Origin of the sequence: Anabaena sp. UHCC 0187 (assembly GCF_009712035.1) — a bacterium.
Taxonomy (GTDB): Bacteria; Cyanobacteriota; Cyanobacteriia; order Cyanobacteriales; family Nostocaceae; genus Dolichospermum.
Map to the genome: position 1 here is coordinate 1 of NZ_VILB01000023.1, position 18930 is coordinate 18930.

Sequence of the window (18930 nt, forward strand, 5' to 3'; positions counted from 1 at the left end):
AAAAACCTGAAGTTGAAAAACCTGAAGTTGAAAAACCTGAAGTTGAAAAACCTGAAGTTGAAAAACCTGAAGTTGAAAAACCTGAACCTGAAAAACCTGAACCTGAAAAACCACCGATTAGACAACAATCATATCCCACAAATCCAACCCCAGAAACAACACCCATAATTCCAGAAAGTGAACTTCCTTGGAATCGTCGTCAAGAAGTTAAACTAGGTGAGGGAACTCTCCTACCCCCAAATATTCCCGCTGATTCCCCAACTCCCACACCAGAACCTTCTGTAAATCCTAACCCAGAATCTTCTCCAACTTCTAATGGAGGGGGTGCTATCGCTACCGTTACTCCGATACTGAAAGAAGAAGTCAATGAATTAATACAACAAAAACAACTGCGAGCCAATGATTTACCAGATGTTTTTGCTGAATACAAAGGAAGTACAGAAAAGGAATTAGAAGCTAGTGTTCTCCCTAGCGAGAAGGATTTAAAACCAGCAAATATACTGGTTAGTTTAGTAATTGATAACAATGGACACTTTCAACAAGCGATAGTTATAACCATTGAACCTGCATCACTTCGCAAAGAAATAAATATATATGAGCAAGCAATTAACCAGATATTTCAACAAGAGAGTTTTATTGCTGGTTACAATCAAGACGGTTCAAAACCAGATTTAAGCAATTTATATATTCGTCTCAAAATTAAACCAATAAATTCTCAATAGGGGCTTGCAATTTTAAAAAAGTCATGTTACATTAATTGAGTTGGAAATAAGCGGGTGTAGTTTAGTGGTAAAACTCCAGCCTTCCAAGCTGATCATGCGGGTTCGATTCCCGCCACCCGCTCTGTGAACAAAGTATTAACCAAATCTGCCGCTGATGTAAGCTTTGGTGTCTTCCTGTTGAGGATTACTAAAAATTACCTCAGTTGAGTTGTACTCTACTAAATAGCCACTCCGTCCACCTGTTTCTGAAGCTTTGACGTTAAAAAACGCCGTTTTATCAGACACTCGTGACGCTTGCTGCATATTGTGGGTAACAATCACGATAGTATAATGCTCTTTGAGTTCGTGAATTAGTTCTTCAACCCGCAAAGTAGAAATAGGATCAAGAGCAGAACAGGGTTCATCCATGAGTATAACCTCTGGTTGCACAGCGATCGCCCTGGCAATACATAAACGCTGTTGTTGTCCACCAGATAAAGATAAACCACTTTGTCGTAATTTATCCTTAACTTCATCCCATAAAGCCGCTTGTCGCAAACTTCGTTCCACCAATTCATTCATATCACCTCTGTAACCATTAATTCTGGCACCAAAAGCAATATTTTCATAAATTGACTTGGGGAATGGGTTTGGTCTTTGAAATACCATCCCAATGCGTCTTCGCACTTCCACCGGGTCAATATTCGGTGCGTAGAGATTTTTGTCGTAGAAATAAACCTTACCTTCGGCTCTAAAGGATTCAATCAAATCATTCAGACGGTTATAACATCGCAGTAATGTACTTTTGCCGCAACCAGACGGTCCGATAAAAGCCGTAACCTGATTTTTAGGAATATCTAGCCAGACATTCTGTACAGCGAGGAAATTGCCATAATAAATATTCAGGTTTTCTGTACGTAAAACCGATTCAGTCCCATTCATCATGCTAATTGCAGTAGCCATAAATACTTAAAAAAGAAGTTATTCGGGATGAGTTTCAGTTTTGGGGGGTCTGTCACTAAATCTTTTGTCTAGTAGCCCAACGAGCAATCATACTAGTAATCAAAACCATCAATACTAGAATTAAAGAAGCAGCCCAAGCCAGGGATTGCCAGGTTTCAAAGGGAGAAATAGCAAAGTTGTAAACTAAAACTGCCAAAGAAGCAGTAGGTTTGAGGATGCTATCTGGCCAAAAAGAAGAGAAAAGAGCCGTAAATAGTAACGGTGCTGTTTCTCCAGCCGCGCGAGCGATTGCCAAGGTAGAACCAGTCACAATTGCTGGCAACGCCGCCGGTAATACTACCTGTGTTACCGTTTGGAAACTTGTTGCACCTAATCCTACGGAAGCTTGCCGCAAATCTTGAGATACTAACTGCAAAGCTTCGTCTGTAGTTCTGACAATAATAGGCAGCATCAAAATTGCCAGGGCAAATCCCCCACCTAGGGCTGAGTAAGAGCCTAAGTTTAGCTTTAATAACGTCAAAACCACAATCCCATAGGCAAATACCCCAGCAATAATAGAGGGGACACCACTGAGTACATTGGTCGCAAAACGTATCCATCTAGCAATTTTTTTAGAACTAAACTCAGTTAAATAAATTGCTGCTAACACACCAAAGGGGATGCTAATCATCGCTGCAATCCCTACCATCAAGAGTGTTCCTAAAATGGCATTACCAAAACCTCCACCTTTGCCAAAGGGAGCAGGTGGTAACTGGGTAAAAACATTGAGATTTAAACTACCAAACCCTCTAATAATCACATAGGAAAGCACCGCCAACAAAGGGATAAGTGCCAATGCTCCACAGATAAAAGCTAATACAGTCATTACCGTATTAAACAATGTTCTCGGAGAAGAAGAGGAGCGAGTCAGGCTTCTTTGAGGAAAAGAAGAAGTCATAATTTCACCTATCATCACACTACAGACGCTGAACCCGGTTGACAACAAACTCCGCCAGAATATTGACTATCAGGGTCAATATAAATAGAACTAAAGCTGCATACATTAAAGCAGCAACTTGCAGCCCACTAGCTTCAGCGAACTGATTGGCCAGTAGGGAAGAAATTGTATTAGATGGTGCTAACAGAGAGATATTAATATTATTGGCATTACCTATTAACATAGTTACAGCCATTGTTTCACCCATAGCTCTGCCCAGCGCCAACATGACTGCACTGACAATGCCAGAAAAAGCAGCAGGGATAATAACTTGGACAATGGTTTCCCAACGGGTTGCACCTATTCCCAGAGCAGCTTGACGCAAACTAGAGGGTACAGAAATCAAAGCATCGCGGGATATAGCAGTAATGATTGGTAAAGTCATAATTGCTAAGATCACCCCCGCAGGTAACATTCCTGGCCCTGTGGGTGCAGAACTAAAGAATGGTATCCAACCCAGATAACTATGCAGCCATTTTCCCAAATTCGTGATAATTGGGACTAACACAAAAATTCCCCACACTCCATAAACAACACTGGGAATAGCAGCTAGTAGTTCTACTAAAAATACCAGTACCAACCGCACCTGAGAGGGCAGAAAATCTTCACTCAACAGAACTGCCGTCCCCACACCAATAGGGACAGCTAACATTAATCCAATTAAAGAACTCATCAGAGTTCCATAAACCGCAGGTAATACCCCATATTGATCATTAACAGGGTTCCAATCGCTTGTAACTAAGAAATTGATCCCGAATTTTTGGATGGCTGGACTTGCACTAATAGCAACTTGCAAAGCAATCCATAATAAAGTACCAGCAATAGCTAATGCAAAAATCCTAGTTAACCAAATAAAGCTTCGATCTAGATTCTTGTCTATTCCAGAGCGATTTTTCATTGCTAATGGGGTTTCTTGAAAATTTGTAGTCATGAATACTGACTGTAAACGTTAAATCAGCAAAAATGTGTGTGAGTAGAAGATTTGAAAGACTTAGCTTGTAGTTGTTTTGTTTTATTTAGTATCAGCACCAACAGAAATTTTATAATCAGGACTGATTTGATCAGCCGCTGCCGCCACTTTGGCAATTACATTCGCTGGTAAGGGAACATACCCTAATTCAGTAGCTAACTTTTGTCCATCGGTCAAAGCATACTCAATAGTTGCTTCGACGGCTTTAGCTTTGTTAGCATCAGCATATTTTTTATAAGCCAGAATCCAGGTGTAAGTAACAATTGGGTAAGAATCCGCACCTTCTGGGTCAGAAATAAAGGCGCGAAGATTGTCTGGTAAAGTTACGGCTGCTAAGGTTTTGGATGCTGATTCTTCAGAAGCTGCAACAAACTGTTTGGCTTTATTTTCTAAAGAGGCAAACTTAAGTTTATTTTGTTTGGCGTAACCATATTCTACATAACCAATAGAACCTGGCGTTTGTTGAATTTGGGCGGTAACACCTTCATTTCCTTTAGCCCCAACTCCTACAGGCCATTTTACACTTTTTCCGTCACCTACTTTAGTTTTCCATTCTGGGCTAATGGCGCTCAGGTGTTTAGTGAAAACACCAGTAGTCCCGCTACCGTCGGCACGATAAATAACTTTGATTTCCTCTTTTGGCAATTTAGCGCCGGGATTAGCTTTAGCAATGGCCGGATCATCCCAAGATTTGATTTTACCTAGCAAAATATCAGTATAAACTGCTCGTGGTAGTTTGAGTTCGGGAACATCTGGCAAATTATAAGCCAGGACAATACTACCAGCAGTCACAGGTAGTAATAACACGCCTTTATCTGCGGGTATCTTCTGAATTTCTTCGTCCTTCATGGCGACATCACTAGCCCCAAAGTCTACTGTTCCTTTGGTAAACTGCTCAACACCAGCACCACTACCCACGGACTGATAGTTAACTTTTAAATTGGGATATTTTTTGTTTAACTCCGCAAACCAAGTTTGATAGAGGGGTGCAGGAAAAGAAGCACCAGCACCTGTTAACTCCACAGTACCTCCTAAATCTAGTTTGCTAGAACTAGAACTAGAGGTAGTTGTAGTGTTACCGGGAGATTCGCTAGTGGTGGGATTATTTGAGCTAGTTTCTCCACAGGCAGATAGACTAATTGCCAGTGCTAAGATAGATATTGAAGCTGTAAGGCGATTATTGGTTATTACACCTAGAGGTAATAGCATTAGTGTTAATTTTCGTTAATTTTTAGATAAACATCTCTAACATACCCCTAAAAGATTCTTTTATAGATAAACAATAGGTTAAGAAGCAAAAAATTCATATTTAGGGTTTGCTCCTGATCACAAATATTTTTATCAAGAAAGAATTCAGGGGTATTGTTAACGTCACTCGGTGCTATCACAGTCTCCCTGTTGCCTATTTATGGGATACCCACTTAATTCGCCTATACTTGTTGCTATTAGTGTTCCCTATTGCTTTTTCCTTTACGCCTAATAAATGTTTGCTGCGTCGAATCAACTGCTATGGTCTATGATAGGTTTGCTCCTGACAATGGGTGGTACGTTCCTAGAAGCTTATGGTATTACCTCACCTTGGAATTGGAGTCAGCACGGAATTCAAACCCTTTCTTTAGGTGTCAGCTATCAAATTGGTGCGGTGCTACTGGTAGGTTGTTTAGGTGGTCAAAATGCTGGAGCGCTCTCGCAAATTGCCTATTTAGTGATGGGATTAACCTTATTACCTGTATTTGCCGAAGGCGGCGGTATCGGTTATGTTAAGCTATCACAGTTTGGTTATTTGCTGGGTTTTATTCCCGGCGCTTGGATTTGTGGTTATTTAGCCTTTAAGGCTAGACCTCGGCTAGAAACTCTTGCTTTTAGTTGTTTTTGTGGCTTGTTTACTGTTCACGTCTGCGGTATTGCTTATTTAATTATTAGCTATGTTTTGCCCTGGAAAGGAACAGAAAATCTATCTCTAATTCAAGCCATTCTCAAATATTCTTACTTTGCACTACCGGGGCAATTAGTAGTTGTTTGTGCTGTCACCATAGTAGCTTATGTGCTACGACATATAATGTTTTATTAGTCAGTGGTCAGTGGTCAGTGGCAAAGGAAAAACAACGAACAACGAACAACGAACAACTGACCACTGACAATTAACAACGAACAACTGACAATTTATCATGGGTATAAAAAATCGCTTCTTCTGGATTGCTGCGTTGATAGCATTCTTATTAGACCAACTGACAAAACACTGGGTAGTGCAAACCTTTAACCTAGGACAATCGCTGCCATTGTTAAGTGGTATATTTCATTTTACCTATGTTACTAATACAGGCGCAGCTTTTAGTTTGTTAAGTGACAAAGTAGGCTGGTTACGCTGGCTATCTTTAGGTGTAAGTTTATTATTGATAACCATTGCATTATTAGGCCCGCTGTTAAATTTTTGGGAGCAATTAGGTTATGGTTTGATTTTAGGTGGAGCAATGGGTAATGGGATTGATAGATTTACAAAAGGGTATGTTGTTGACTTTCTCGATTTTCGGTTGATTAATTTTGCCGTATTTAATATGGCTGATTCTTTTATTAGTATGGGCATTGTTTGCCTGTTAATTGCCTCATGGCAAAAAACACCAAGTAATTAAAAATGCAAAATTAAAAAATAAAAAATTAGATTCTTCTGTTTGAATTTTCAATTGTTAATTTGTTTATGAGTTCCCCCCAACCGCCTCAAAAGCCACAAACCTTACTTGGTCAACTGACTCAAGCCGTCAATACTATTCAAGCTAGAGTTGATTTTTCCAAGCTGGCTCTCAAGCCCAATGCCAAAGTACCAAAATTATTGGTGCATGATGCAGGGGCCAATGAAACGCAAGAATATCCGCTATTAGGCGATCGCTATATTCTTGGACGTAGTTCTAAATATGATATCGTCGTCCGTAACCAAGTTGTCAGCCAAATTCACCTGTCTCTGTCGCGGGATTCCACCCAAAATACTCCCGTTTTCACCATCAAGGATGAAAACTCCACCAATGGTATTTATCTGGGCAAAAGGCGAATCAATGCTCTAGAACTGCGTCATGGTGATGTTATTACCTTGGGTCCACCAGAACTAGCCGCTTCCGTGCGTCTTCAATATATAGACCCACCAGTTTGGTATGTAAAAGCTGCTACTTGGACAGCTTATGGTGTTGGTGGTGTCACGATGCTTATGTCCTTGTCCATAGGTGTGGAATGGCTGAAATTTAGCGTTCGACCCTTACCTACAGCTACTCGCGCCCCTGTGGTTGTCTATGCCCGTGATGGTTCAACCCCACTCCGTGAACCTCGGAATATCGCCCACATAGACCTGAAAAAGTTATCAGACTTTGGACCTTATTTGGCTTCTGCTGTGGTAGCTTCCGAGGATAGTCGTTATTATTGGCACTTTGGGGTAGATCCTTTGGGTGTGTTGCGAGCCGTACTAATTAACAGTCGCAGCGGTGATGTTCAACAAGGGGCAAGTACAGTTACCCAACAAGTAGCTCGGAGTTTATTCCGTGAATATGTAGGTAGCCAAGACTCTTTAGGAAGAAAAGTCAAGGAAGCTGTCGTCTCCCTCAAGTTAGAAACCTTTTACAGCAAAGATGATATTTTACTAACTTACTTAAATCGGGTGTTTTTGGGGGCGGATACTTCCGGTTTTGAGGATGCTGCTAAATATTACTTTAATAAATCAGCCAAAGAATTAACTCTGGCCGAAGCAGCAACCTTAGTAGGGATTTTACCCGCGCCCAATGCCTTTGATTTTTGTGGCAGTGGTCCGCGGAAACTGGGAGCAGCCGATTACCGGAATCGAGTCATCAAGCGAATGCTGGAAATGGGTAAAATTACCCAAGAGGAAGCCAACCGCGCCCGCCGTTCTACGGTCCAAATCAACCCCAAAGTCTGCGAAAGGCAAGCCAAAACCATTGCCCCCTATTTTTATGATTACGTCTTTCAAGAACTGATCTCAAAACTAGGTCCTGCAGCCGCAAGAGAAGGTAACTATATCATTGAAACCCAACTAGATCCAAGCATTCAAGCCAAAGCCGAAACCGAGTTAAAAAATTCCATTACCAAAGCTGGCTCAACTTTTGGGTTTTCTCAAGGGGGGATGGTGACTCTCGACTCGAAAACTGGGAGTATTGTAGCGATGGTAGGGGGGACTGATTACAGAAAAAGCCAGTTCAATCGGACTGTTCAAGCCCAACGCCAACCAGGTTCTACCTTTAAAATTTTTGCTTACACTGCGGCGCTTGAAAAAGGTATTTCCCCATACAAAAGTTATTCGTGCAATTCTTTACCTTGGCAGGGCTTTACCTATAAACCCTGCCGGGCTGGTGCTGGTGGTAGTTTAGATATAGCTACTGGTTTGGCACTGTCAGAAAACCCCATTGCCTTGCGGGTAGCTAAGGAAATTGGGTTAAATAAAGTAGTAGATATGGCGCAAAGGTTGGGTGTGAAATCTGATCTGGAGGCTGTTCCCGGCTTGGTATTAGGTCAGAGTGTCGTTAATGTTTTAGAAATGACTGGTGCTTTTGGGGCCATTGGCAATCGTGGGGTGTGGAATCCTCCTCATGCTATTAGTAGAATTCTGGACAGTAGTGATTGTAAGGATCTTAAAGATCTACAAACCTGTCGGGTTATTTACTCCTTTGATCAAGATCCAGATGGTAATAAACAAGTGCTAAAAAAAGCAGTTGCCAATCAAATGACTACTTTAATGCAAGGAGTCATTACTAATGGTACAGGTCGCGGTGCAGCTATTGGTTTAGGGGAAGCAGGTAAAACTGGGACAACAAATAATAATGTTGATCTCTGGTTTATTGGCTTTATTCCTAATCGTCAACTTGTCACTGGCATTTGGTTAGGAAATGACAATAATTCCCCTACCTCTGGCAGCAGCGCCCAAGCAGCCCAACTTTGGGGTAATTATATGAGGAAAGTTGCCAAGTAAGCTGTTGTGGGTTTAATTTCTATAAATCTGGCGGGCAAGATGCCCACCCCACAAGATTTAATGATTTAGAAAACAGAAGATTTATTTTCTGTTGTTTGGATGAAAGTTTGAAAATCCCCATTGGGTGTCCATTGAATTGCACCATCTTTACCAGTAAAGAAAAGTTTTGTTTGTCCTTTACTCAACGAAGATAATGTTTGATCATCTAGATTATTAGCAGGAGTTATTGCTATTTGTGGTTTGAGTGCTAAAACTAAATCTTGTAGAGATTCTGATGGACACCACAGCACCTGGGGAGAAGACAACTCTCCGCTTTTAATCAATTCTGCAATTTGTTGAGATTTAATATTACCTACTAATAACCAACTCTGATTAAAAATTTGTAACTTTAAAATCGGGACTTGGTCATTAATTAATTGTGCCGTAATTGTGGGATTACTTATAGGTTGTCCAACTGCTAAATTTTGATAGATTCCTTGATGTTTTTGGAGTTGCTGTTGGAGTAATTGAGTTGTAATATCATCTTTTAACTTAGGACTATATTCATACAGATTTTTAATTGGTAAATTTTGCATAATTTCCATCCAAGCATCATTGGTATAACCAGGAAAATTACTAGCAATTGCCCAATCAATTTGATTTATCCCTTGCTGTCTTAAAAATGGTAAAATTGTAAATCTACCCGTGCCTTCATTCCCACTATTAATTACAGCAATATTGCCTCTGTCTTGAATTACTAAAACAGGTTCTGTTCTGGTTTCTAACAAAGTAATTCTCAGCAAATTATTAGCAGAATGCCAAAGGGGAATAAGTACCAAACCAACTGCTACTAAAGCCGCAAACCACCAGCGTTTTTGCCACCACCGAACTAACCAAGCTAAAATAATTAAAATATAGATAGTTAACATTTGCCAAATTGAGATACTCCCAACTGCCACCAAGCTGCCTGGCAAATTAGCAAAAAATTCCACCATTTGAATTAACCAATGGGTAGGATAATATAAAAAACTGGCTAAAGTCCCTCCTAAATCTGGGGAAATCAAACTTACCAAACCACTAATCATGCCCCCAATACTAATGATAGAAATAAATGGTGTTGTTAGAATATTTAGAGGCACACTATAAATGGGAATGACACTAGAAAACTCCAGCAGTCGGGGTAAAGTCCAAATTGTTGCTGCTAGAGGGACAGAAATTAAAGAAGCGATGGCAGGTGGTAGCCAATCTAAACGCTGCGTGATTGGTGATGCAGTGACAATTAATCCCAGTGTCGCTAAAAAACTGAGTTGAAAACCTAAATCCCAAATCCACAGAGGATTAAATAACAGTAATAATGTTGCGGCTATTAATAAAGATCCCAATTGCTTGATATTTCTTTCTAAAGCCAAACCTACTAAAGCCGCAAAACCCATAATTACGGCTCTTAATACTGCCGGTTGAAAACCTGATAAAAACAAAAAAGTAATTAATCCTAAGCCACCCAGGGTAATCTGCGTGGCTTTATTTGTCCGTTTTGTGAGTTGTAAAATTACACCCAAAATCAGAGAAGTTTGAAATCCAGATGCTGCTAAAGCATGGGCTAAACCTGCTTTTACAAATAAATCGCGGATATCATAGGGTAAATCAACGGCTTTACTACCTAAAACCATTGCACTGACAAGGGGACCTTCAGGAACACCCAATAACCGGGCTTGAGATTGCCCAATTTTCTCACGAATTTGCCACCATCCCCAAGGATGTTCATCATCGAGAATATTAATTTGGCTGCCAATTAAACCCGCAAAAGTTCCCTCCTGTCGCAGATATTTCTGAAAATCAAAACCACCAGGATTTGAAGCTGCTGTTGGTTTATACAAAAATCCAGTCACCGCAATTTGTTGTCCAGGATATAAACCAGTAGATTGTAGTATCGGTACAGTTACATATAACTTACCCGTCACCCCCTTGGGAATTCCCGCAGGTTTTTGACCAGCTTGCAGCGGCGCTTTGCTATCATTTTTCACTTCCTCTAACTGAGTCGCTGCTAACCAAAATTGTCCTCGTTGACTACGAGTTAAGCGAGGATTGCTATCTACCAAACCCCGCACAATTACCAATTGTTCAAGATTGCTATTACCCTCAGTCGTAAACTGACTAATATCTTTGATTCCCGGTTGAGGAACTCGCAATTGCAAATAAACAGTAGCCAACAAACCCACTACACCAGCTATTAACCATATTCTAGGATGGGGAGTACCGATCCACGGTGGAGACTTGATATCTAACTTCTCTACAGCCTTGTTTTTGCCGACAGCACCTTTTTTTTTAAGAGCAAATTTCCGCAAATTAGCATATATTCGCCGAAACAGAACTGCCCCAACCACACCCAATAGCAAAATCCAGACACCACCCCAAGGAATTGCCGTAAACAACAAACCCAAAATATAACTAAGACAGATAATTATTCCACTTGTCTGCATCATAAAAATTTCATTGCCAAAGCGCCCATGGGAAACAATACAGCATAATTCAAAATTTCCCTACTTTCACAACGGAGGATTAAGTTCCTAGCATTTGCAAATTGTGTAAAGTGGCATAAAATCCTTGCTGTTGTAATAGTTGTTCATGGCTGCCTTGTTCAATCAACTCTCCTCGCTTTAACACAAAAATCTGGTCTACGTTGCGAATTGTAGAGAGACGGTGAGCAATAATAATTGCTGTCCGTTGTATCAACAACTGATTTAATGCTTCTTGAACTAAAGCCTCCGTTCCCACATCTAAACTAGCTGTAGCTTCATCTAATACCAAAATTTGAGGATTACGAATAGCCGCACGGGCAAAGGCTAAAAGTTGTTTTTGTCCACTAGAAATATTTGTCGCCCGTTCTCGCAGTTGAGTATCATAACCTTGGGGTAGTTGGTTAATAAAGGCTGCTACATTAGTTTTTTCCGCTGCTTGTTGAATTTCTGCAAAACTGTAATTATCACCCAAAGTAATATTACTTTTAACATCACCAGCAAACAAAAACGCTTCTTGTAAAATTACTGTCATATAACGTCTTAGTTCCGCTTGGCGAATTTCCCGGATATCCACACCATCAATGAGAATACGTCCTTGAGTTGGTTCATAAAGACGACACAAGAGGCGAATAATCGAACTTTTACCCGCACCTGTGGGACCGACTAAAGCCACTTTTTCCCCTGGATGAATAGTAAAGTTTAAATTTTTAATGACGTAATCGTTATCTTTATAAGCAAAGGAAACATTTTCAAACTTAATTTCTCCCAAATTTGGAATCGGTGTAAAGTCTTGAGATTCTAATTTAGAAACTATCTCATTAATATAGCCAAATTTAAAATCTACATTGGCAGTTGGAGGCAGAGAGTAATCTTTAATTTCAATGGGTTCATCTAAAATATCAACTACCCGTTCAATAGCTGTAAAACCAGATTGAATCACCGTAAACTTTTCGGCAAAATTTCGCAAGGGTTCAAAAAATTGTTGGGCATACAAAATAAATGCTGATAAAATCCCAAAAGAGATTTGTTTATCGAGTAACAATGAACCACCTAACCATAATACCCCAGCAATAGCAATTAAACCCACCCATTCTAAAGTTGAAGAAACTGCTGAATCATACCAAATGCTAGTATCTACTTCCTTGATATAATGTTGATTAGTCGTCCGAAATAACTCGGCATTAAATTTTTCTCGACGGAATAATTGGACTACATTAATCCCGACAATATTTTCTTGCAGTTGCGAATTGAGTTTAGAAAGTTCTTCCCTGGTTTTATAATTAGCATCTCGATACTGCTGTTGAAAATAAATCATTAACCAAGTTACTGGGAATAGGATAAATATTAACAAACAAGCAAGTTGCCATTGGATTGAAAACATCAACCCAATAATCACTACCATAGACAATAAATCGGAAACAATGCCTACAGCCCCAGTGGAAAAAACATCTCCTAAACTTTCCACATCACTCGTTAGTCTAGTAATCAATTTACCCACAGGTGTGCGATCAAAAAACCGCACAGCTAAAGATGTCACATGATGAAATAAATCCTCACGAATATCCGCCGTGATTTTTTGTCCTAGTTTCTGAACTAAAAAACCTTGGAGACCTGTTAATAATAAGCGGATAGCAGTTGCTACTACCAACATTCCTATGAGGATATTTAAACCTTGCCATAAAGGCATATTTTGGAGAAATTGATATGTGCTAGGTTCTTTGCGAATTAAAGAAATTGCCTGTCCCACCAACATTGGTTTGATAGCACTAGCAACAGCAATAGGCACAAGCAGAAACATGGATACTGCCAAGAGTTTGCCATGACGACGACCATAGGGAACTAAGCGCAAAAATAACCGCCAGTCATTGTCTTGACGACGGTATTCTGGATTAGATTTAGTTGGAGATGGGGAGATGCTCATAAATAACCAATTAGAAGTAAAATAATTTTGAATTCTGCCCTGGGATACTAATTTTTTTCAAAATTTAAACCATTGATTTCTTGACATTTTGCCTGTGCAGTTTGATAAGCTGCTAAATATTCTGGACCACCTAACATGACATCACCATAATAATCATAGGGGGCTTCACCATAAATAGGTAAAGGATCATCTTCTGGATAATCTTCTTTGGATTCTTCCACAATGGCTTTGAGTTTTTTGGCGCTCAGACTTTGAGCAGAAAAATAATAAAGTTCTGGGTGATTTTTTTGCAAATAAGGAAGTGTCGGATCTATAATCACATCATTAAGTTCAATCCAACCATGCTCAACTGGTTTATAGGGCTGACCTGCAAATACTAAAAAACCTTGAACATACTTTGCCCCTTCTGTTACTAAAACCGCTTTGTAAGCATTATCAAAAGGTTTTTTGGCTTTACTTTTGATGGTTTTGGCAATTTCATTAGATAAGGTTTCATCTAATAATTTGTTCATGGGCTAAATTTCTCCTTTTATTATTTTGTCAATTATTAATTTAATATACACTGTACCTTGGCTGAATATGTCTATTGTTTTTCGATAATTTTGTCAGAAATGGCTATAGCTTGCGTGACGACGTAGGAGTCATACGCCACGCTCCGCTAACAGGATTTACAAGATTATAAGGATGCACAGGATTTTATTTTTTTCATATCCTGTAAATCTTTAAATCCTGGTGATCCTGATTCTGACAATTTTCATATCCTGTAAATCTTTAAATCCTGGTTATCCTGATTCTGACAATTTTCATTTATTATAAAAATTTAGATATAACATTCCCTTGGATTATACACTTGACATAATAGCATAAAAAGTCAAGAGTTAATACCCTAGTAAAATCGTTAGATTATTGCGACAATTCTCAATAATCTTGAGAATTTACTAGATTTATTCTCAATAAACATAGTCTTGTGCTTTTTTTTGTAAAAGTCATATTTAAAAAACTTATAGTATTCAGCTTTTAACTGACAACTGACCCACCTTCCCAAAATGTGTCAAAATGAAGAATTGTAATAAAAAATATTGTTAAGGTAATTTAGTGACTTCAACTGCTCAAGCTAGTGCGAGTGCGCGTCGTGCGGTCTTCCCATTTACAGCCATCGTCGGCCAAGAAGAAATGAAACTGGCGCTGCTGCTAAACGTCATTGACCCCAAAATTGGTGGTGTAATGATTATGGGCGATCGCGGCACCGGCAAATCTACAACTATCCGCGCCTTGGCGGATCTTTTACCAGAAATCCCTGTTGTCGCCAATGACCCATTCAACAGTGACCCCAGCGACCCAGACTTGATGAGTGATGAAGTTCGTCAACAAGTAGCCCAGGGAATGGAAATTCCCATCGCTCACAAAAAGGTGCAAATGGTAGATTTACCATTAGGAGCTACAGAAGACCGGGTTTGTGGGACGATTGATATTGAAAAGGCGTTATCTGAGGGTGTCAAAGCCTTTGAACCCGGACTACTAGCCAAAGCTAATAGGGGTATTCTCTACGTGGATGAGGTCAACTTGTTAGATGACCACTTGGTGGACGTACTTCTCGATTCCGCTGCTAGTGGCTGGAACACCGTGGAACGGGAAGGGATTTCTATTCGTCACCCCGCGAAGTTTGTGCTTGTTGGTTCGGGAAACCCAGAAGAAGGGGAACTACGTCCTCAACTTCTTGACCGTTTTGGAATGCACGCAGAAATCCGCACTGTTAAAGAACCAGCTTTACGGGTGCAAATTGTGGAAGAACGGGGCGAATTTGACCAAAATCCTCCGGTGTATTTAGAAAAACACCAAGCCCCCCAAGTGGCATTACAAGAGCAAATTGTCAATGCCCAAAACTTATTACCACAAGTTAGTTTAGACTATGACTTCCGGGTGAAAATTTCCGAAGTTTGTTCAGAATTAGATGTGGACGGGTTGCGCGGTGACATCGTGACCAACCGCGCTGCGAAAGCCTTAACTGCTTTTGAAGGCCGGACAGAAGTTACAGTTGACGATATCCGTCGGGTAATTACTTTATGTCTGCGTCACCGTTTGCGGAAAGATCCCTTGGAATCCATTGATACTGGCTACAAAGTGGAAAAGGTCTTTTGTCGGGTTTTTGGTGTGGAACTACCAGAAGATTCCGCACAGAAAAACGGTGCAGGGATGAAAGCCGGAGTTCGTTAGTTAATTTAGTTAATTAATATAGATGTCAGTGGTGAGTGCAACAACTACTAACCACTGACAACTGACAACTGACAACTAATAAATTATGAGAACTTGGAATTTTTGGTTAAATAGCTTGATTTTATCTTGTCAATATCATCCACCCCGGTTTGTGGAATTATTAATGTTGACATTAGCGATCGCTATGTTAGCAATTTCTATCATTGTCCCAGACCGACCTTACATAATTCTAGGTTTAAGTCTCGTAGTTGGAGCATCAACTTCTATATTAGTCCGGGAAGCAATGTTTCCTCATGGACACAACCACACAGCTTTTACTCAACAACGGATTACCCAAGTTACCGCATTACTGTTATTAGGAATTAGCATTTACGGTTTTGCAGATTTAATTCATACGCTTTGAAACAAAAAAAATCTCATAATTTTCACCTAATATATAAAATTAGAGCGAAAGACAAATCTAAATAAACAGACTCCATGCGTATTTCTCTAGACTGGTTAAAAGAACTCGTAGAAATCAAACTCACCCCAGAAGAACTGGCGGAAACCTTGACAATGGCAGGGTTTGAAGTAGAAGATATAGAAGATCGCCGCACATGGGCAGATGGTGTAGTTGTGGGGAAAGTGCTAGAACGTCAACCACACCCCAACGCCGATAAATTGAGCGTTTGTACCGTAGATATTGGGGCTGCTGAGACTGTAAATATCGTTTGCGGTGCTGGGAACGTCCGCGCAGATATCTATGTTCCCGTCGCAACTACAGGAACTTATTTACCCAACATTGATTTAAAAATCAAACCCGCAAAACTGCGCGGTGTTCCCTCCAACGGCATGATATGTTCTTTAAAAGAACTAGGTTTACCCACTGAAATTGACGGTATTCATATCTTCCCTGAAGAAAATATGGTGGTGGGTAGTGACGTGCGCCCCCTGTTGGGTTTAGAAGATGTAATTTTAGATGTCACCGCTACCGCTAACCGGGCTGACGCTTTATCTATGGTGGGTATTGCGAGGGAAGTAGCAGCTTTAACTGGGGGAAAATTATCAATTCCCCAAATTGCAGAAGTAGAAAATACCAAAACCGCAAAAAACCTAACTGTAAAAATTTCCGAAACCCAAGCAAGTCCTGCTTATATTGGTACTGTTGTTGAAAACATCAAAATTGCGCCCTCTCCTGAATGGTTAAAACAGCGTTTGCTGGCTGCGGGTGTCAGACCAATTAATAATGTAGTTGATATCACTAACTACGTTTTATTAGAAAGAGGACAACCTCTTCATGCTTTCGACAAAGAGCGTTTACAATCTGTAGGTGGAGGAGAAAATTTAATTATTGGTGTCCGTTTTGCGGAAGTTGGAGAAACTTTAAAAACCTTAGATGGAAATAATCGGACTTTATCAACTCAAAATTTATTAATTACTGCTAATAATAAGGCAGTAGCTTTAGCAGGTGTTATGGGTGGTGAAGCAACAGAAGTTCATCAAGGTACACAAAGTCTAGTTTTAGAAGCTGCGTTATTTGATTCTGTTGCTATTCGGCGTTCTTCTCGCAGTGCTGGTTTAAGAAGTGAGGCTTCCGGCAGATACGAAAGGGGCGTAAATCGGGCAGAATTAGAAATAGCTTGTCACCGCGCTTTATCCCTAATTAGTGAATTAGCAGCAGGTGTGATAGTTCAGCAGGAAATTTCCGATTATCGTCCTGATGCTTCTACCTGGTCGCATTCTATCAACCTGCGTTTAGATAAAGTTAATGAAGTCCTCGGACCCATTGAATTGGGACCCGAAACTGGAGAATTACAAGGGTCAGATGTCGAAAAAATTCTCACTGCTTTAGGATGTAAATTGGTAAAAACTGATGAACGGAATTGGACAGTTACCGTACCTCCCTATCGTTACCGCGATTTAGAACGGGAAATTGATTTAATTGAAGAAATTGCCCGTTTATATGGTTATGATAAATTCTGTGATACTTTACCAGAAAAGTCTGAAGCTGGCTATCTATCTTTAGATCAAGAATTAATTCGCAGATTACGCAGTTATTTACGCGCTGAAGGTTTGACCGAATTAATTCATTATTCTTTAGTCAAACCAGGGGAAGATAAACAGATTGTTTTAAGTAACCCTTTATTTGCCGAATATTCAGCTTTACGGACTGATTTAATTTCCGGTTTAATTTCCGCTTTCCAATATAATATAGAGCAAGGAAATGGGGCATTAAACGGTTTTGAAATCGGGCGCGTTTTCTGGCGCGAAGAAACCGGGTTACAAGAAGCGGAAATGCTGGCTGGGATTATCGGTGGTGATATAACTGCCGGTAAATGGTCACGAGGTGGTAAGGAAGAAGCCATTACTTGGTTTGAAGCTAAAGGCATTTTAGAAAGTGTCTTTAAACAATTAAAATTAACAGTAGAATTTCAACCTGAAAACCGAGATTCTCGCTTACATCCTGGACGCACAGCTTCATTGTGGATAAAAGGCAATAGACTGGGAACATTCGGACAAATTCACCCCCAATTACGGCGCGAAAAAGATTTACCAGAAGCTGTTTATGTGTTTCAATTAGATTTAGATGCCCTGCTGGATGCCTGGGATAATGATGATTTGTTAGTTCCCAAATTCAGTTCCTATTCTACTTATCCAGCCAGTGATCGAGATTTGGCATTTTTTGCCCCTGTGAAAGTGACAGTTTCTGAACTAGAAAAAGTCATTAATAAAGCGGGGAAAGGGTTATTAAACTCGGTGGAATTGTTTGATGAATATCGTGGTGAACACGTTCCCACAGGACAACGCAGTTTAGCTTTTCGCTTAGTATATCGTGCAAGCGATCGCACTCTTACCGAAAATGAAATTGAACCAGTTCATAATCAAGTGCGGACAGCTTTAGTTGAAAAATTTGGTGTGAGTCTCAGAAGTTAGAATTTGGTAATGGGTAATGGGTAATTCCCCATTCTCATTACCATATTTCCAGTAAAAAAATGAAAACTTGTTTTATATTATTAATAGGTATCACTAACAAGTAATTATGACAAAATACATCATGTGGGGAAGTTATTGTGAAGACGTTCTCACCAAACGTGAACCCTATCGTCAAGCCCATTTAGCCGGATTAGCACAACAGAAAGAATCTGGGATTTTAATTACCATTGGCCCCACAAAAGATGTAACTCAAGTTTTTGCCATTTATGAAGCCGAAAATGAAAACACCGTTCGTCAATTAGTAGAATCTGATCCCTATTGGCAAAACGGCATTTGGATAGAGTATTTTGTTAAAGAATGGATTCAGGCTTTTTAGTCAATTGACACAATTTTCCACAAAGATAATTAATTCATCATTACAAACTACGAATTATGACTTAATTACCTTTCAGTGCCTTCTGAAAATTGCGCCGATAGGATGGATTAACTAAAAACAAAGCAGGCCACAGCAAAGCCAAACCGATGCGATTAGGTAAAGTTTGATTAAAATTAGTTCTCCTAAATCCAGTCCAAAACTTCCAAACACCACCGATATAAACCACGATTATTCCGAAAACAAGTAAATCAATCATGACTATCAACTCCCTTAATAACTGACATAATTTTATGTAAAGAAACTTGATTGCTGACTACAGGAAAATTAAAACCTCTTTCATTACTTATCGGCATTGGACTTACTTAATTCTAGTTTAAATTAGGATCACAGGTTGCTGCTATTCATCCTATAGCAGGAACAGGGAACAGGGAACAG

The 18930-nt window shown here is 39.8% G+C and carries 15 protein-coding genes, 1 tRNA gene and 1 pseudogene; 9 read left to right on the forward strand and 8 right to left on the reverse strand.

What is annotated here, in order from left to right; translation table 11 throughout:
- Positions 1-722: pseudogene (locus FJR11_RS20220) on the forward strand (hypothetical protein); the annotation flags it as partial.
- A 50-nt stretch (positions 723-772) separates the two neighbouring features.
- Positions 773-843, forward strand: a tRNA-Gly gene (locus FJR11_RS20225).
- A gap of 14 nt (positions 844-857) precedes the next feature.
- Here FJR11_RS20225 and pstB read toward each other — a convergent pair.
- From pstB to pstS, 4 genes are all read right to left on the reverse strand, one after another.
- Positions 858-1664: a phosphate ABC transporter ATP-binding protein PstB gene (gene pstB, locus FJR11_RS20230; RefSeq protein ID WP_168506986.1), complete on the reverse strand. Its 807-nt coding sequence runs from the start codon at positions 1662-1664 to the stop codon at positions 858-860.
- Positions 1665-1719: 55 nt separating this feature from the next.
- Positions 1720-2601, reverse strand: coding sequence for a phosphate ABC transporter permease PstA (gene pstA / locus FJR11_RS20235; protein ID WP_168506988.1), 882 nt, complete (start codon positions 2599-2601; stop codon positions 1720-1722).
- Positions 2602-2620: 19 nt separating this feature from the next.
- A complete protein-coding gene (pstC, locus tag FJR11_RS20240) occupies positions 2621-3571 on the reverse strand; it encodes a phosphate ABC transporter permease subunit PstC (protein ID WP_168506990.1) in 951 nt (316 codons plus the stop codon).
- 81 nt (positions 3572-3652) lie between these two features.
- Complete coding sequence (gene pstS / locus FJR11_RS20245) at positions 3653-4819, reverse strand: phosphate ABC transporter substrate-binding protein PstS (protein ID WP_168506992.1); 1167 nt, start codon at positions 4817-4819, stop codon at positions 3653-3655.
- A gap of 274 nt (positions 4820-5093) precedes the next feature.
- On the opposite strand from pstS, the gene FJR11_RS20250 reads away from it, so the two are divergent.
- The 3 genes from FJR11_RS20250 (at position 5094) to FJR11_RS20260 (ending at position 8573) form a co-directional block, all read left to right on the forward strand.
- Positions 5094-5681 carry a biotin transporter BioY gene (locus tag FJR11_RS20250; protein WP_168506995.1) on the forward strand — a complete coding sequence of 196 codons (588 nt, stop codon included), beginning with the start codon at positions 5094-5096 and terminating at the stop codon, positions 5679-5681.
- 97 nt (positions 5682-5778) lie between these two features.
- The gene (gene lspA / locus FJR11_RS20255) at positions 5779-6240 is read left to right on the forward strand and encodes a signal peptidase II (RefSeq protein ID WP_168506996.1); all 462 of its coding nucleotides are present in this window, start codon (positions 5779-5781) and stop codon (positions 6238-6240) included.
- A 65-nt stretch (positions 6241-6305) separates the two neighbouring features.
- Positions 6306-8573, forward strand: coding sequence for a transglycosylase domain-containing protein (locus tag FJR11_RS20260; protein ID WP_168506997.1), 2268 nt, complete (start codon positions 6306-6308; stop codon positions 8571-8573).
- Between the two features lie 65 nt (positions 8574-8638).
- On the opposite strand, the gene FJR11_RS20265 is transcribed toward FJR11_RS20260, so the two are convergent.
- From FJR11_RS20265 to FJR11_RS20275, 3 genes are all read right to left on the reverse strand, one after another.
- Positions 8639-11035 carry a ComEC/Rec2 family competence protein gene (locus FJR11_RS20265; RefSeq protein ID WP_168506998.1) on the reverse strand — a complete coding sequence of 799 codons (2397 nt, stop codon included), beginning with the start codon at positions 11033-11035 and terminating at the stop codon, positions 8639-8641.
- 76 nt (positions 11036-11111) lie between these two features.
- Positions 11112-12992: an ABC transporter ATP-binding protein gene (locus tag FJR11_RS20270; RefSeq protein WP_168506999.1), complete on the reverse strand. Its 1881-nt coding sequence runs from the start codon at positions 12990-12992 to the stop codon at positions 11112-11114.
- Positions 12993-13039: 47 nt separating this feature from the next.
- On the reverse strand, positions 13040-13504 hold the full coding sequence (locus FJR11_RS20275) for a hypothetical protein (protein ID WP_168507000.1): 465 nt from the start codon (positions 13502-13504) through the stop codon (positions 13040-13042).
- Positions 13505-14087: 583 nt separating this feature from the next.
- Here FJR11_RS20275 and bchI point away from each other — a divergent pair.
- The 4 genes from bchI to FJR11_RS20295 all read left to right on the forward strand — a co-directional run bounded on the left by bchI (position 14088) and on the right by FJR11_RS20295 (position 18495).
- Complete coding sequence (bchI, locus tag FJR11_RS20280) at positions 14088-15206, forward strand: magnesium chelatase ATPase subunit I (protein WP_168507001.1); 1119 nt, start codon at positions 14088-14090, stop codon at positions 15204-15206.
- 85 nt (positions 15207-15291) lie between these two features.
- Entirely contained in the window at positions 15292-15609 is a 318-nt protein-coding gene (locus FJR11_RS20285) for a hypothetical protein (RefSeq protein WP_168507002.1), read from the forward strand.
- A 74-nt stretch (positions 15610-15683) separates the two neighbouring features.
- On the forward strand, positions 15684-18119 hold the full coding sequence (gene pheT, locus FJR11_RS20290) for a phenylalanine--tRNA ligase subunit beta (RefSeq protein WP_168507003.1): 2436 nt from the start codon (positions 15684-15686) through the stop codon (positions 18117-18119).
- A gap of 106 nt (positions 18120-18225) precedes the next feature.
- Complete coding sequence (locus tag FJR11_RS20295; protein ID WP_168507004.1) at positions 18226-18495, forward strand: YciI family protein; 270 nt, start codon at positions 18226-18228, stop codon at positions 18493-18495.
- A 61-nt stretch (positions 18496-18556) separates the two neighbouring features.
- Here FJR11_RS20295 and FJR11_RS20300 read toward each other — a convergent pair whose 3' ends face one another.
- The gene (locus FJR11_RS20300; RefSeq protein WP_168507005.1) at positions 18557-18751 is read right to left on the reverse strand and encodes a hypothetical protein; all 195 of its coding nucleotides are present in this window, start codon (positions 18749-18751) and stop codon (positions 18557-18559) included.
- Positions 18752-18930: the final 179 nt, after the last annotated feature.

Bases quoted from the DNA above. Each gene is read 5' to 3' on its own strand.
- FJR11_RS20270 (WP_168506999.1), bottom strand. From the start codon at position 12,992: ATGAGCATCTCCCCATCTCCAACTAAATCTAATCCAGAATACCGTCGT.
- FJR11_RS20285 (WP_168507002.1), top strand. From the start codon at position 15,292: ATGAGAACTTGGAATTTTTGGTTAAATAGCTTGATTTTATCTTGTCAA.
- FJR11_RS20275 (WP_168507000.1), bottom strand. From the start codon at position 13,504: ATGAACAAATTATTAGATGAAACCTTATCTAATGAAATTGCCAAAACC.
- pstS (WP_168506992.1), bottom strand. From the start codon at position 4,819: ATGCTATTACCTCTAGGTGTAATAACCAATAATCGCCTTACAGCTTCA.
- FJR11_RS20250 (WP_168506995.1), top strand. From the start codon at position 5,094: ATGTTTGCTGCGTCGAATCAACTGCTATGGTCTATGATAGGTTTGCTC.
- FJR11_RS20260 (WP_168506997.1), top strand. From the start codon at position 6,306: ATGAGTTCCCCCCAACCGCCTCAAAAGCCACAAACCTTACTTGGTCAA.
- FJR11_RS20265 (WP_168506998.1), bottom strand. From the start codon at position 11,035: ATGATGCAGACAAGTGGAATAATTATCTGTCTTAGTTATATTTTGGGT.
- lspA (WP_168506996.1), top strand. From the start codon at position 5,779: ATGGGTATAAAAAATCGCTTCTTCTGGATTGCTGCGTTGATAGCATTC.
- pstC (WP_168506990.1), bottom strand. From the start codon at position 3,571: ATGACTACAAATTTTCAAGAAACCCCATTAGCAATGAAAAATCGCTCT.
- FJR11_RS20295 (WP_168507004.1), top strand. From the start codon at position 18,226: ATGACAAAATACATCATGTGGGGAAGTTATTGTGAAGACGTTCTCACC.
- pstB (WP_168506986.1), bottom strand. From the start codon at position 1,664: ATGGCTACTGCAATTAGCATGATGAATGGGACTGAATCGGTTTTACGT.
- pstA (WP_168506988.1), bottom strand. From the start codon at position 2,601: ATGACTTCTTCTTTTCCTCAAAGAAGCCTGACTCGCTCCTCTTCTTCT.
- FJR11_RS20300 (WP_168507005.1), bottom strand. From the start codon at position 18,751: ATGATTGATTTACTTGTTTTCGGAATAATCGTGGTTTATATCGGTGGT.
- pheT (WP_168507003.1), top strand. From the start codon at position 15,684: ATGCGTATTTCTCTAGACTGGTTAAAAGAACTCGTAGAAATCAAACTC.